Origin of the sequence: Acinetobacter sp. NPDC052428, assembly GCF_044547685.1 — a bacterium.
GTDB classification, from domain to species: Bacteria; Pseudomonadota; Gammaproteobacteria; order Pseudomonadales; family Moraxellaceae; genus Acinetobacter; species Acinetobacter lwoffii_G.
In genome coordinates, this window is sequence record NZ_JBIUAT010000004.1 from 89,474 (window position 1) to 103,520 (window position 14,047).

The following is a 14,047-nucleotide window of genomic DNA, read 5'->3' on the forward strand; positions in this document are numbered from 1 at the left end:
CATGAAAAACACCCATTGGATGGTACGTTTGCTACAAATTGTCACTGGACTGTTTGTGCTATGCGGCTGTCTACTGGTGTTGGTTTATACGCCTTTTTACTCAAAAATGATCGTCAAGGGCTTAAACCAGTTTGTCTCCTTAGAGCTAAATGAAGTCGCGGCTCAAAGCCAGAAAATGGCTGCACTCAGCGAACATGAAAATCTGGAACCTGGCTCTGATTTGTGGATTGCCCGTCAGGCGTATTTAAAGGTCATGGAACAGGATATCCAGCAAAATAACTCGGCCAACCTCATGTTGATTCAGGCACGTTATAAAGCACTGCAGCAGGTGATTGAAGAATATCAGCGCGAACAGCAGGATCAAAAAGCAGAGCAAAGTCCACCTGCTCAGGTGCCCTTATTGTCCTCACAGGAAGATGCAGAACCAGCCGATCCGACAGCCAATGTCCGGGAATTGCTGGAGTGGGACAGTAGTGAAAATAAGGAACGCATTGAGCAATATATGGAGTTTCTGACGACGCATCCACTTGAGCAGGGTGAAGCCAGTTCGGTACAGGAAACCGATGGAGAGGAAATCCAGCAGGACTTGGCTTTACTACAAGAGCAACAGCAGGCTAAACCGGCGAATAGTTCCCAACCTTATGCCATTGTGGTATTGGGTGGTGGCTTAACTCAGGATGAACAGAGCAAAGAAATTGTCGTCAATAACTATACGCGACTACGGCTGGAAACCACGCTGGCAGTAGAGAAACATTACCAGTTGCCGATTGTTCTGAGTGGGGTCGAAGCACCGTATATGCAGCGCTGGCTGAAAAATCATGGTGTCGATGCCAAATTACTGGAAGATCGCAGCATGAATACCTGTGAAAATACCCGTTTCAGTTCATTATTATTACAAAAGAAAGGTGGAGCGCCTACAGTGATTCTGATTACGGATCGTTATCATATGCCGCGTACCCGCCGTTTATTTGCGTTAAATGGCATACAAACCATTCCGGTAGAAGCGCCGATGCCAACGCCATTGACACGATGGCGTCCAAGTGCACAAAATTATGATCACAGTCGTCGTGCCAATTATGAAATGTTGGCGACCATGCGCGATATGTGGTTTGGATCCAGTGACTGTCGGGAGGTGCCATAATGTCTGATATCCCATTTTTAAATCCCACCATTCTGAAACAGCTGGATTTACCCATTCCGAGTCGGGATGTTACGCCTCAACTCTTGCCACCTTTAAACCTGAATCGTAGTGATGAACCGCCGATTGATCTGCAGTCCTATCGAAAGCTTTATGGTTTTGATTTACTGGACTGCAAACACTGGCAGGGCTATGTACAGATGCCATTATTCAAGTTGCATGTACAGGTGTTTGAACCGAATCTGGAAAATACCCGCTTTGACAAGATTCAGGGAACTGCTTTTCTGTTGCATGGTTATCTGGAACATAGCGGCATTTATCAGCCGATTGTCAAAGAGCTTTTAGAACAGGGTTTTAGTGTGTTGACCTATGATCTGCCTGGACATGGTCTGAGTGATGGTTCACCTGCCAGCATTCAGAATTTTGATCATTATCAGCAGGTTTTGCATGCCGTACATCGTTATGTGCAACATGCCTCACAATTACCGAAACCTTGGGTTGGCATCGGGCAGAGTACCGGCGGTGCGATCTGGATGCACCATTTACTGGAATTTGCAGAACGTCGTGAAAATCCTTTTGTTGAGCGGGTCTTGCTATTATCACCATTGATTCGTCCCGCCAAAACTGCCTGGTGGCATAATTCGGTCGGATTGGGCATTATTAGCCGAATCAAACGTGAAGTTCCCCGGCATTTCAGACGCAATAATCATAATCCGGAGTTTCTGCGTTTTATCCGGCTTAAAGATCCATTACAACCGCGAATGATGGGCATGGACTGGATTTTAGCGATGTCACGCTGGATGCTGGAAATGGAAGCGCGTCCGGCTTGTCGTATTCCAGTCTGGCTGGCGCAGGGTGCACAGGATCAGACTGTGGACTGGCGTTATAATATCGAATTTATCCGACGTAAATTCAGACTCCAGACTTTGCTTATGCTAGAAGAGGGTTCGCATCAGTTAATCAATGAGCGTGCTGATATTCGTGCTGCATTGACGGGTTTGATTCCTGCCTTTCTGCATGCACACGGCAGCAAAACTTATTATTAATAGATTGAAAATTTAATATTTAAAAAGGCGTTTATGAAAACGCCTTTTTTAGTTCTAATGCTATTGATTTAAAATTTTTCTAATTGGGCCAAATTCCACATCCGGAAGTAGAAGTTCTCCTCATCCTTATTTTCACAGGACAATAATTCACCTTCTTTGAGCCAAAAATGAATCTGCGCAAAGTTCTTTATTTCGTGATTATTCACGCGTTGTGCCAGATGATGCGCCTTAATAGCGGAAGGGTGTTTGAGACCTGCGGAAGCTATTAGTTCAGACAGGGCATGTAAGGTGTTTTTATGAAAATGAAACACCCGTTCGGCCTTGGTCGGCACATGTAAGGCTTTCTGGCGATCTTTGTCTTGGGTGGTGACTCCGACAGGGCATTGATTGGTATGACAACTTTGTGCCTGAATACAGCCCACTGCAAACATAAAACCACGGGCAGAGTTCACCCAATCCGCACCAATGGCAAGCGTGCTGGCAATATCGAATGCACTAATTATTTTACCACTTGCACCAATTTTGATCTTATCTCTCAAACCTGCACCAACAAGGGTGTTGTGTACAAACAGTAAACCTTCTCTTAAAGGCGCACCGACATAGTCAATTAATTCAATGGGTGCAGCACCGGTTCCACCTTCAGAACCATCAACCACAATAAAATCCGGATAAATCTGGGTATGTAACATGGCTTTGACCATGCTCATAAACTGCCACGGTTGACCCAGACACAGCTTAAATCCGACCGGTTTTCCGTTGGAAAGTTCACGTAATTTTTGTATGAAATGCATCATTTCAATCGGTGTGCTAAATGCCGGATGACTCGAAGGTGAAACACAATCATGATCACGACTGATGCCTCGAATTTGGGCAATTTCTTCCGAAATTTTACTTTTAGGTAAAATACCGCCGTGGCCAGGTTTTGCGCCTTGCGAAAGTTTGATTTCAATCATTTTCACTTGGGGTAATTTAGCTTGTGCAGCAAAATGTTCCGGATCAAACTGCCCATCTAAAGTACGACAGCCAAAATAACCACTGCCAATTTCCCAGACCAGATCGCCGCCATATTCCAGATGGTAGGGACTGATACTGCCTTCTCCAGTATCATGGAAGAAATCACCTTTTTGAGCGCCGAGATTAAGGGCTCGTATCGCATTAGCACTCATGCTGCCAAAGCTCATGGCTGAGATATTTAAAATAGAAGCTGAAAAGGGCTGCGTACATTGCTCATTTCCAATCAGGATACGAAAAGTCTGCGGATCGGCAACTTTGCAGGGTGTAATGGAATGACTGACAAAGCGGTAATTATCTTCATAGACATTCAGAATCGAGCCGAAAGGTTTATCTGAATTTTCATTTTTCGCCCGCTGATACACCAGACTGCGTTGCATACGGGAAAAGGGCAGCGCATCGCGGTCGGCTTCAATAAAATACTGACGAATCTCGGGACGAAATTCCTCAAAGATAAAGCGGAAATGTCCCATGATGGGGTAATTTTTCAAAATGGAATGCTTATTTTGCAGTACATCATACAAACCCAGCAGACTCAGCAGAATACTCAGGATCCAGAGGGTATTCACCAACGTTTGCGGCATAAAATAATAGATATAACGCGGAGAATAACCGATATGAAATGTAGTAAAAATTACTGCAATCAGAATGCAGGCAAACCAGACCGAATGGCGGGAAAAGAAAGTATTGAGCAGCTTGTGACGTACTAATTGAGCAGGGTTAGCCATTGTAAAATTAAGTCCCTATTTCTACTTCTATAGGGCTTTATGATGTGCAGAGCGAGGTATCTTATACAAGCAGAGAATTGTTATTCGATTTTATAAACTTGCCAGAAATACTATTAAGCCAGGCAATGAATCAGCAGCGATTACAGATAAATTTTGCGGAAAAAGTCCTATAGAAAAAAATCTGCAAAAGACATGCATTCTATTTATTTCACAAGTAAGGCGGATGACTTTATAGTCGGTTTAGTCACTACATAGGAGTCTTAAACCATTACCAAAAAATCTATTCGCTTTAATAATGCTGAGCTGGCTTGCTTATGTCTCAGTCATTTTTAAATATTGATGTTTCATCCAAGCTACATTTTGGGGTGTTAAAGAAAAGTAGCTTGGCACAGCGACAGCTCACTACAACAAGAACAAAAATATAAGCAAAATTCTCCAGTCCCCACTTTGGGGATTTTTTTATTCTGGAATACCTAAAAGAATCTGGATGAAGCCTGTGTGGTTAAGGGTTTTCCTCATCCAGTTGATCGACTGCATTAGCCACAATACTCGGTTCAATATATTTAATCTTTTTACCAAAGCTGCGTAACCACCAGACCAGTTGGGAGGTAAATGGCACGGTAGCAGTGATCAGCGACATGCCATCTTCCATTTTTTCAATTTTCTGGTCTTTGCTGAGCTGGCTTTCCTCAAAGTAATGCGCATCCGACTCTGACATGCTGAGTTTTAGCGTGACATTTTCGGTAGGATGGTTGAAGTCGACACGGAAGCCTAAGGCACCAGAATCAATATACTCATCAATATCGAAATTGACCGGATGCAAGGCGCGTGAATTCAGCACGACGGCCGATTTAAAGCGGTGCAAGGCAAAGGTCTGGATATCCGATTTGTCATGACGGGTACACACCAGATAAATGATCGACCCTTTTTGTACCAATGCCAGAGGATTGAGAATATAGGTTTTTTCTTCGCTGTTATGACCGCGGCCCTGATACACACATTCCAGTTGTTTGTCCTGTAACAGACCTTCGTACACTGCTTGTTGCGCGGCCTTATCCACCACAGGTGGAATCAGGGGTTGGGTAGCTGGAACAATGCGCACACGGTTAATCCACTGCCGGACATTGTTCTGGGAAGAAAGACTGCGTCTTGCCAGATCAAACCACGGATTCATTTCCTCGATCAGGCTTGGCGGCAGCAAGTGTTTTAAATGTTCTTCGACCATCATGAAAGTGACCGCTTGCGAGCTGGTCATATGCGGCAAACTTTGCAGCGGCGCATCTGAGCGCCAACGCCAGCCTTGCGGCGTGGTTTTACTGCTTTCAATTGGAAAGCGTTGTGCAATCTGATTCAGGTCACGCTGAATGGTGCGCAGGCTGATATCAATTCCTTCGCGATTCAGGATTTCCTGTAATTCACGTGTGCCCATCCATTTGCCGGTAGAAAGACGCGACAAGATTTGCCATTGGCGATACAGGCTATTGGAAGTTTCTTTTTCTTGTGCTGACATAATTTATTTTGCTGGCAATAAAGAAGATGGGATTTAGGTTTAGCTTAACACAATAAAAAAACTCTGATTTTTTCGCAAGTCCCTCTGTGCAACATTTGTCCTACAATTCTGAAACAACTTGGTCGAAAATAGCATTGAGTTCATTGGGCATTTATTAGATTAATGGTAATTGAAATGCAGATGTCATGGCATGGATATTGCTTTGATTTAATTATAATAGATGATAATACGAGGGTTTGTATGCTTAAAGGAAATCAGGATACAAATGTGATTGAAACAATTGATAAATTTAGTTCCCAGAATATTGGAAAAAATTTTATAGACACTAAAACTACAGCGGTATCTACTACAACAAACCCACAACTTTTACTGCAGCAGTTATCTTCAACGTTCTTTAATGAAATGCAGGATGAACATGTGCTGTCCAGTCAGGCAGGTCAAAGGCTGGAAGAATGGTTATCGCAACATACACTGGATGAACTCAATGCACTGAATCAGGTAGCAAAAGAACATTTTTTACATCACGGTATTACCTTTACCGTTTATGGCGATGAAGAAGGCGTAGAACGCACCATTCCCTACGATATCATTCCGCGAGTCATAGACCGGAAACAGTGGAATATGGTGGCTTTAGGCTCGGCACAACGGGTACGGGCGCTAAATTTATTCTTACATGATATTTATCATCAACAGGACATTTTAAAAGCCAATATCATTCCTGAATTGCAGATTTTAACTCATGAGGCCTATCAGCCGCATATGTATCAACATAGCTTGAAAGGCGGGATTTATAGCCAGATTAGCGGGATCGATGTAATCCGTGATTCCAAGGGCGAGTTTTATGTCTTAGAAGATAATCTCAGAACGCCATCTGGCGTTTCTTATATGCTGGAATGCCGCAAGATCAGTGAAAAAATGATGCCGAAAGTATTCGAGCAGTCCAAGATTGCCGGAATCGAGCAATATCCACAATTATTAAAAGAAATCCTGATCGAAAATGCTTATGTCGACAAGCCATTTGTGGTGGTACTGACCCCAGGACGTTTTAATAGTGCTTACTATGAACATTCTTTCCTTGCAAGAGAGATGGATGTGCCATTAGTAACATCACGTGACCTTTTTGTTGATCACTCGAAGGTTTATGTAAAAACCATACGTGGTCGCCAACGAGTCGATGTTATTTATAGACGGGTCGATGATGCGTTTCTTGATCCCTTATGCTTTAAACCGGATAGCACTTTGGGTGTGGCTGGCTTGATGTCAGCTTATTTGCAAAATAATGTTGTGATTGCCAATGCACCGGGAACCGGTGTGGCAGATGACAAATCGGTTTATCCATATGTCGACAAAATGATTCATTTTTATTTGGGCGAGCAGCCAATTCTAAAAAATGTTCCGACTTATCAATGTCGTAATTCTGAAGAATTAGACTATGTCGTGGCTCATCTGGATCAACTGGTGGTGAAAGAAGCGCAGGGTTCGGGCGGTTATGGCATGCTCATTGGACCACAAGCCTCTAAACAGCAAATTGAAACTTTCAGGGAGAAAATTTTAGCTGCGCCGCATTTATATATTGCGCAGCCAACTTTGGACTTATCGGTTAGTCCGACTTTGACCAATTTTGGTATTGCTGAACGTCATATCGACTTACGCCCATTTGTATTAAGTTCGCCTTATCGTACTGAAATCGTACAGGGTGGCTTGACCCGTGTGGCGATGCAGCCCGGCTCACTGGTGGTGAATTCATCACAAGGTGGCGGTATCAAAGATACCTGGGTAGTCGACAATTTACATTCATAAGATTCCAAAGAAGGAAAATGTCATGGTTTTGCTGAATAGCAATGCACAACATATTTTTTGGCTAGGGCGTTATTTATCTCGCACTCATTTTTTATGTGCGCGCTTTCCATTTTTAGAAGACGAAGCGGCAGTAGCGTATGCTCATGCTTTCTGTTTACCTGCCTTTGATGCCAGTTCCTTAAATGAGCTGGTACTGGATCCTACGCAAGTGGCGTCTTTTAGCCAGCAGTTTAAAGTTGCCAAAGACAATATTCAGGAATTACGCGGGGTACTGTCTGCTTCAGGCTATGCAGAACTGATGAAACTGATCAAAACCGCAGACAAAAATGCCGGTTATATCTGTGAAGTGGTAACGGAATGTGAAGATATTCTGGAGGCTGAATCTTCCGATATCTTTCTGTTTTTCAGTTTAGGGCAATGTGTAGAACAGCTCGATCACCAGTTACGCCTGGGTGAAGAAACCAGTACTACACTGTGCAAGATTGATTATGTGGTCAGAATTCTGGTGGAAATGGGCTGGGATGATCTGGAACAGTACTGGGAGCAGTTGCGTACAGAGCCGAACCGGATTCAGTTCTATCAGTTTAGCGACCATATCCATCAACTGTTTGAGGCAGATGTATGAAATTGATGGTGAATCATCAAACGCACTATATGTACACGGCCGAGGTGAGGAACAGTATTCAGTACATTAAAATGATGCCTTCGAGCAATGCGCATCAGCGGGTTCATTCTTGGGATATCAGTGTACCGGGTAATAAAGAAATCCGGAAAGATGCATTTCATAATCTGTGGATGACCTGTAGCCAGCGGGAGCCTTATTATTCCCTGACTATCATGGCGCAAGGAATAGTCGAGCTGAATCCTGCGCATCAGAGTGGACTGAATGATTCAATCAATCCCAATCTTTTTCTACAGCCGACCGAATCGACCCAATGTAATGCAGCAATGAAAGATTTTGCACAACGTCATGTTCCTGCATTAACCCGTCAGCATTTGATTGGACTGGCACAGGCTTTGCTGGAGCATGTGCCTTATATTTCCAACAGTACTTCAGTGCAAGGCTCTGCAATAGATGCTTTTGAGTCCAGACAGGGCGTCTGTCAGGACCATAGTCATATTTTCATTGCCATGTGCAAATATTTAGGTTTACCTGCCCGTTATGTGTCTGGTTATTTATATGCACAAAATGCTTCGCATCTGGCCAGTCACGCTTGGGCAGAGGTGTTTGTAGACCAGACATGGTATTGTTTTGATGTCAGTAATCTGTTATTTACTCCAAGTTCGCATGTTTATGTGGCGATTGGACGGGATTACTGGGATGTGGCACCGGTACGCGGTGTCAGAGAAAAGGGCGGTGTGGAATCCATGCATTCCATCGTTCAAGTACTAGGATGTTAATAAGGACGAATGAATGACGTATTGTTGTGCACTACGTTTAGAGCAAGGTATGCTTTTTATCAGTGATACCCGAACCAATGCCGGAGTAGATCACATTTCTGTATTTCGAAAGTTGTATACCTTTGGTATTCCTGGGGAACGTATGATCGTCATACAGGCATCCGGAAATCTGGCAACAACACAAGCCGTAATTGGGCATATCAAAAATCAGCTCGAACTGAAGCAGGAACCCAATATCTTGAGTTTGCACACCATGTTTGATGTCGCTGAGCTGGTAGGTAGTACGCTGAAAAAAGTGATTGCGAATGTTACGAGCGATATTTCGGAACAAAGCAATTACTATTGTAATCTGCTGGTCGGTGGGCAGCTTAAAGATCAGGATATGCAGCTTTATCATGTCTATCCGCAAGGGAACTTTATCTGTGCCACACGTGATACGCCGTATTTCCAGATTGGTGAAAGTAAATATGGCAAGCCGATCCTGGATCGTGCGCTGACTTATGATATGCCGCTGGATGAAGCTTTGCGCTGTTCCCTGATTTCATTTGCATCGACCCTACGTTCCAATGTATCGGTCGGTATGCCACTCGATGTACTGGTCTATAAAAAAGACAGTCTGATCATGCCACGAGGCAAGCGTATTGCCGAAGATGATGAGTATTTCACGGCAATCAGCCGGCAATGGTCAGAGACCTTGAAAAAGGGATTGGCAGAACTTCCAGTTCCCTCTAATGAGTATTTCTTATAAAAACCTATCGTGATTCAGGTTTTTCACGTACAGTGTTAACTTCTATGCGGTTCAGCATAATAAAAATAGAGAAGTTAGCGCATGTACCAATTTTGTTACGCCAGTAAAAGTACTTCTCCCAAAACTGACTTACTTGAAGATTTAGCGAATATCCTGAAAGAAGCTCGTGATTTTAATTACCAGCATCAAGTGACAGGTGTACTGTATTTCGCAGATGGGCATTTTTTTCAATGTCTGGAAGGTGAATGTCTTACTTTAAAGAGTCTGCTGGTGGAGCGACTGAATAAAGATCCTCGCCATCAGGATATTAAATTATTTGAGACCAAGGAAATTGAATATCCAAGTTTCCCGGACTGGTCCATGAAGTATATTTCCAAACGCAGTCAGATCCAGCAATTCTGTCGGGAAATGGGATTTGATGACTTTAATCCTTTTGCCTTTCAGCAAAGCCATGTCGATGCCTTATTAATGCAATTATGCATAGAACAGGGTGAAGAACAAAAGTCAGCCTAAAGAAAAAGCCAACCTATGTTGGGCTTTTTTACTTTGAGGACTAGATCAGACTACTTGGCGTAGTGGACGATTGCTCAGTCGGCATAATAGTTCATAACCAATCGTGCCATTCGCTTCAGCCACATCATCCACCAGACGGGTTTTACCCCAAAGTTCGACTTCTGTGCCCAATTGCACTTCTAACCCTGTGACATCAATAGCGATCATATCCATCGCTACGCGGCCGATCACGCGAGTTTGCTGGCCATTAATCGCGACATAGTTCTGTTTAGGGAAAGCGCGAGGGTAGCCATCACCATAGCCAATTGAAACAATGGCCAAAGTTATGTCTTGATCTGCGGTGAACGTTGAACCATAACCGACATGCTCACCCGCTTGAATCTCATTCAAGGCAATAATCTCGGCAGTAAAGGTCATGACCGGTTTTAAATCCAGGTCATGTACATCACGGTCTGCAAAAGGCGTCGCGCCGTAGAGCATGATTCCGGGACGGACATAGTCAAAATGCAATTCTGGATATTTATAGATTGCAGCGGAGTTACAGCAAGAGGCTAAAATTGGCGCGCAGTCATTTTTAATTTCTAAGAATTGACGGATTTGTTCATCATTCAGTGGATGCTCGGCATCGGCATTGGCAAAATGCATGGCAAGCACGCAAGTAAAGCCTTCGGCTTTTAGCATATGAATCACATCTTTGATCACATCAATCTTAAAACCTAGGCGGTTCATGCCGCTGTTCAGTTTGACCCAGACTTTAAGTTCTTTGGCGATATAGGCATCTTTATGTGCAATTAACCAGTCGAGTTGGGCCTGATGATGTACCACAACTTCAATATTCTGATCGATTACAAGCTGCATTTCATCGGCTGAAAAAATACCTTCGATAAGCGTGATCGGCTGTAGATAGCCCAATTCACGAATTTCCAAGGCTTCTTGCAGGCAGGCGACACCAAAGGCATCGGTTTCGCTTAAGGCTGCTAAGCAGTCTTTAACTCCGTGTCCATAAGCATTGGCTTTCACCATGCTGACGATTTTCGCGGTTGGGGCAAGTTGTTTGACACGGTTTAAATTATATTGCAGCGCATCGCTGTCAATATAAACTGTAGCTTGACGCACCCTAAATTACTCCTAGAGGGATAATGGAAATGTGATGATGAGAGCCTGATTACTCTTCGTCATCATACTGAGCATAGAACTCAGGCGAGAGATTACTAAAGCGGGTATATTGACCTTCGAATGCCAGACGCACGGTACCAATCGGGCCGTTACGTTGTTTACCGATAATAATTTCGGCAGTGCCAGCTTCTTTAGATTCCTTGTTATAAACCTCATCCCGGTAAATAAACATGATCAAGTCGGCATCCTGCTCGATCGCACCAGATTCACGCAAGTCGGACATGACCGGGCGTTTGTTTGGACGGTTCTCCAGCGATCGGTTGAGCTGTGACAGGGCAATCACTGGACACTGCATTTCCTTCGCCAAGGCTTTTAAGCTTCGGGAAATTTCTGAGATCTCGCCGACACGGTTATCACCCATGCCAGGGACTTTCATTAGCTGCAGGTAATCGACCATGATACAGCCTAGTTTCCCGCCATGCATTTTGGCAATACGACGCGCACGGGCACGTAATTCTGTTGGTGGCAGCGCAGAAGAATCATCGATATATAGATTTTTTTCTTGTAAATGCACAATGGTACTGGTGACTTTTGACCATTCATCACTGTCCATTTTACCAGAACGTAAATGTCCCTGATGCACGCGACCAAATGATGAAATCAAACGCATGGCGATGGAGTCGGCGGGCATCTCCATCGAATAGACCAGAGCAGGCAGATTGTTATTGAATAAAACGCTTTCGACCAGATTCATGGCAAAGGTGGTTTTACCCATGGAAGGACGCGCCGCGACAATAATCAGGTCACCGGATTGCATGCCGGAAGTTTTGTTATCCAGTTCCACAAAACCAGTAGTTAAACCGGTGATACTACCTTCCATTTGTGACAGTTCATTTAATTTGTCGAATACGTCTGCGACCACCGAGTTGATCGGCTTAGGGCCTTGGGCTTTGGCATTATTATTATGTTGTTCGGCAATCGAGAAAATATTGGTCTCAGCCAGATCCAGAATTTCACTCACAGTTCGGCCTTTGGTGTCATAGGCATTTTGTAAAATTTCAGAGCTGACTTTAATCATGCTACGCAGGGTAGCAAACTCTTTAATTTTCCCAGCGTAAGTTTCCAGGTTATAGAAACTCGATGGTGAATCTGCCATCAGCTGCATTAAATACTCTTCACCACCAATTGCATCGAGTAAATTCTGTTTGATGAGCCAGTCATGCACCAGAACCGCATCATAAGGCGAGTTTTCTTTAGAGAGCTGCTCAATAGCACGGAAGATATATTTATGTCGGGTGGCATAAAAATCATTTTCGGTCAGCACATCACCGACCTGTTCAAAAGATTCAGCCACAGTCATAAGGGCAGCAAGTACAGCCTGTTCAATTGCTAAATTGTGGGGTGGAGTACGGAACTCCTTGAGATTGCTATTTTCAGTAACAATTTCTGGTTTAGCAGTAGCTACCTTTTTGCTGGCATTCGCCTGTGACATATAAATCCCTGATTTTAAATACAATGGTTAAATATCGTCGGAGATGAATAGCGTTTATTCACTACGAGATGAAATGATACGCGCTCTGATCAAAAATGCGAAGTGCAATTTTTTGTAAACACGAATAATAAAATGAATTTGACAGTGTTGGCTAGATTATATTTTTTAGAGATAAAAAAAGAGCATGCTTTCGCATGCTCTTTTTGAGGCGAGAAATTACTCAGCTACGATAGTAACTAGAACTTCTGCAGTAACATCATGGTGCAATTGGATTGCGATGTTAAATTCGCCAGTGTGACGAAGCGCGCCATTTGGAAGACGTACTTCAGCACGGTCTACTTCTAGACCAGCATTTGTCAACGCGTCAGCGATGTCACGAGTACCGATAGAACCGAATAGTTTACCTTCGTCACCAGCTTTCGCAGTGATAACGATGTTCACTTCGTTCAATTGGTCAGCACGTGCTTGAGCAGCAGCTAAAACATCAGCTTCAGCTTTCTCAAGTTCAGCACGACGAGCTTCAAAAGCAGCAGTGTTTGATTCTGTTGCAGCAACTGCCATACCTTGAGGGATAAGGAAGTTACGGCCGTAACCAGCTTTAACTGAAACTTTATCGCCTAGTTTACCTAGGTTTTTAATGCGTTGTAATAAGATAATATCCACAGCTCAACCTCACTTATGATTGTCAGTGTAAGGGATCAAAGACAAGTAGCGAGCTTGTTTGATAGCTAACGCTAATTGACGTTGGTAACGAGCTTTAGTACCTGTAATACGGCTAGGAACAATCTTGCCGTTTTCAGTGATGTACTGTTTTAAAGTGTCGATATCTTTGTAGTCGATGTACGTAACGTTCTCAGCTGTAAAGCGGCAGAACTTGCGACGACGGTAAAAACGTGCCATGTTATGTTCTCCTTAAGCTTCAGCAGAGTCTTGAGCGTGTTGTGCTTCTTCACGTTGAGCTTTACGCGCACGTTTTTCTTCAGCACTCTTCGCCAATAGTGACTCTTCAGTGATAGCGTTTTCACGACGGATGATAAGGCTACGAATGATTGCGTCGTTATAACGGAACAATTCTTCAAGCTCATCAAGAGTAGTTTGACCACACTCAACATTCATAAGAATGTAGTGAGCTTTGTGGATCTTGTTGATTGGGTAAGCCAATTGACGACGGCCCCAGTCTTCAAGACGGTGAATTTGACCTTCAGCTTCTTTGATGTGAGTTAGGTAGCGTTCTACCATACCAACGACTTGATCGCTTTGATCAGGGTGTACTAAAAGTACGATTTCGTAATGACGCATTGTCAGCTCCTTACGGTTTGGACAGCCCCAATTTAAGTAAATTGAAGCAAGGAGTCACAACCAAAGTTGTGTCGCAGTGTTTGCGAAGGGGGAATTGTAGTGATCTTTAGGGATAATTTCAACCAAATAAGAGATTTTTGCGAAATTATATCTATAGTCAGATCTTTTAATAGAAAACCACATCAACTTTAAACATCAGGGTTCGACTGCTTAAATTCAGTAAATGTGCTATCGATAATATCAAG

Annotated in this window: 13 protein-coding genes and 1 pseudogene; 7 read left to right on the forward strand and 7 right to left on the reverse strand. The window is 43.5% G+C overall.

Annotated elements, in window-relative coordinates; genetic code table 11:
• The first annotated feature begins 1 nt into the window (after position 1).
• Positions 2-1,141, forward strand: coding sequence for a YdcF family protein (locus tag ACIG3F_RS04515; RefSeq protein WP_396469465.1), 1,140 nt, complete (start codon positions 2-4; stop codon positions 1,139-1,141).
• Positions 1,141-2,184 (forward strand): alpha/beta hydrolase, encoded by a 1,044-nt coding sequence (locus ACIG3F_RS04520; RefSeq protein WP_004278806.1) that lies wholly within the window; start codon positions 1,141-1,143, stop codon positions 2,182-2,184. The genes ACIG3F_RS04515 and ACIG3F_RS04520 overlap by 1 nt, the downstream gene beginning before the upstream one ends.
• Before the next feature lie 68 nt (positions 2,185-2,252).
• On the opposite strand, the gene ACIG3F_RS04525 is transcribed toward ACIG3F_RS04520, so the two are convergent.
• The gene (locus tag ACIG3F_RS04525) at positions 2,253-3,923 is read right to left on the reverse strand and encodes an FMN-binding glutamate synthase family protein (RefSeq protein ID WP_253146271.1); all 1,671 of its coding nucleotides are present in this window, start codon (positions 3,921-3,923) and stop codon (positions 2,253-2,255) included.
• 502 nt (positions 3,924-4,425) lie between these two features.
• Positions 4,426-5,433: a YafY family protein gene (locus ACIG3F_RS04530; RefSeq protein WP_263576978.1), complete on the reverse strand. Its 1,008-nt coding sequence runs from the start codon at positions 5,431-5,433 to the stop codon at positions 4,426-4,428.
• A 354-nt stretch (positions 5,434-5,787) separates the two neighbouring features.
• Here ACIG3F_RS04530 and ACIG3F_RS04535 point away from each other — a divergent pair.
• From ACIG3F_RS04535 to ACIG3F_RS04555, 5 genes and pseudogenes are all read left to right on the forward strand, one after another.
• A pseudogene (locus ACIG3F_RS04535) lies at positions 5,788-7,233 on the forward strand (circularly permuted type 2 ATP-grasp protein); the annotation flags it as partial.
• Positions 7,234-7,255: 22 nt separating this feature from the next.
• Positions 7,256-7,858 (forward strand): alpha-E domain-containing protein, encoded by a 603-nt coding sequence (locus ACIG3F_RS04540; RefSeq protein ID WP_313565505.1) that lies wholly within the window; start codon positions 7,256-7,258, stop codon positions 7,856-7,858.
• Positions 7,855-8,634: a transglutaminase family protein gene (locus ACIG3F_RS04545; protein WP_004278799.1), complete on the forward strand. Its 780-nt coding sequence runs from the start codon at positions 7,855-7,857 to the stop codon at positions 8,632-8,634. The genes ACIG3F_RS04540 and ACIG3F_RS04545 overlap by 4 nt, the downstream gene beginning before the upstream one ends.
• Positions 8,635-8,647: 13 nt before the next feature.
• Positions 8,648-9,382: a proteasome-type protease gene (locus tag ACIG3F_RS04550; protein ID WP_191112146.1), complete on the forward strand. Its 735-nt coding sequence runs from the start codon at positions 8,648-8,650 to the stop codon at positions 9,380-9,382.
• Between the two features lie 81 nt (positions 9,383-9,463).
• Positions 9,464-9,895 (forward strand): BLUF domain-containing protein, encoded by a 432-nt coding sequence (locus ACIG3F_RS04555; RefSeq protein ID WP_191112145.1) that lies wholly within the window; start codon positions 9,464-9,466, stop codon positions 9,893-9,895.
• A gap of 45 nt (positions 9,896-9,940) precedes the next feature.
• Here the strand turns inward: ACIG3F_RS04555 and alr are convergent, their stop codons facing one another.
• The 5 genes from alr to rpsF form a co-directional block, all read right to left on the reverse strand.
• Positions 9,941-11,011, reverse strand: a complete 1,071-nt coding sequence (alr, locus tag ACIG3F_RS04560) for an alanine racemase (RefSeq protein ID WP_396469466.1) — start codon at positions 11,009-11,011, stop codon at positions 9,941-9,943.
• A 49-nt stretch (positions 11,012-11,060) separates the two neighbouring features.
• Complete coding sequence (gene dnaB, locus ACIG3F_RS04565; RefSeq protein WP_004278794.1) at positions 11,061-12,503, reverse strand: replicative DNA helicase; 1,443 nt, start codon at positions 12,501-12,503, stop codon at positions 11,061-11,063.
• Positions 12,504-12,719: 216 nt separating this feature from the next.
• Entirely contained in the window at positions 12,720-13,166 is a 447-nt protein-coding gene (gene rplI / locus ACIG3F_RS04570; RefSeq protein WP_004645413.1) for a 50S ribosomal protein L9, read from the reverse strand.
• Between the two features lie 9 nt (positions 13,167-13,175).
• Positions 13,176-13,403, reverse strand: coding sequence for a 30S ribosomal protein S18 (gene rpsR, locus ACIG3F_RS04575; RefSeq protein WP_004278792.1), 228 nt, complete (start codon positions 13,401-13,403; stop codon positions 13,176-13,178).
• A gap of 12 nt (positions 13,404-13,415) precedes the next feature.
• Positions 13,416-13,802 carry a 30S ribosomal protein S6 gene (gene rpsF / locus ACIG3F_RS04580; RefSeq protein WP_004278789.1) on the reverse strand — a complete coding sequence of 129 codons (387 nt, stop codon included), beginning with the start codon at positions 13,800-13,802 and terminating at the stop codon, positions 13,416-13,418.
• Between the last annotated feature and the right edge of the window lie 245 nt (positions 13,803-14,047).

Coding starts and splice junctions, on each gene's coding strand:
- ACIG3F_RS04515 (WP_396469465.1), top strand. CDS start 2: ATGAAAAACACCCATTGGATGGTACGTTTGCTACAAATTGTCACTGGA.
- ACIG3F_RS04520 (WP_004278806.1), top strand. CDS start 1,141: ATGTCTGATATCCCATTTTTAAATCCCACCATTCTGAAACAGCTGGAT.
- ACIG3F_RS04525 (WP_253146271.1), bottom strand. CDS start 3,923: ATGGCTAACCCTGCTCAATTAGTACGTCACAAGCTGCTCAATACTTTC.
- ACIG3F_RS04530 (WP_263576978.1), bottom strand. CDS start 5,433: ATGTCAGCACAAGAAAAAGAAACTTCCAATAGCCTGTATCGCCAATGG.
- ACIG3F_RS04540 (WP_313565505.1), top strand. CDS start 7,256: ATGGTTTTGCTGAATAGCAATGCACAACATATTTTTTGGCTAGGGCGT.
- ACIG3F_RS04545 (WP_004278799.1), top strand. CDS start 7,855: ATGAAATTGATGGTGAATCATCAAACGCACTATATGTACACGGCCGAG.
- ACIG3F_RS04550 (WP_191112146.1), top strand. CDS start 8,648: ATGACGTATTGTTGTGCACTACGTTTAGAGCAAGGTATGCTTTTTATC.
- ACIG3F_RS04555 (WP_191112145.1), top strand. CDS start 9,464: ATGTACCAATTTTGTTACGCCAGTAAAAGTACTTCTCCCAAAACTGAC.
- dnaB (WP_004278794.1), bottom strand. CDS start 12,503: ATGTCACAGGCGAATGCCAGCAAAAAGGTAGCTACTGCTAAACCAGAA.
- rpsR (WP_004278792.1), bottom strand. CDS start 13,403: ATGGCACGTTTTTACCGTCGTCGCAAGTTCTGCCGCTTTACAGCTGAG.
- rpsF (WP_004278789.1), bottom strand. CDS start 13,802: ATGCGTCATTACGAAATCGTACTTTTAGTACACCCTGATCAAAGCGAT.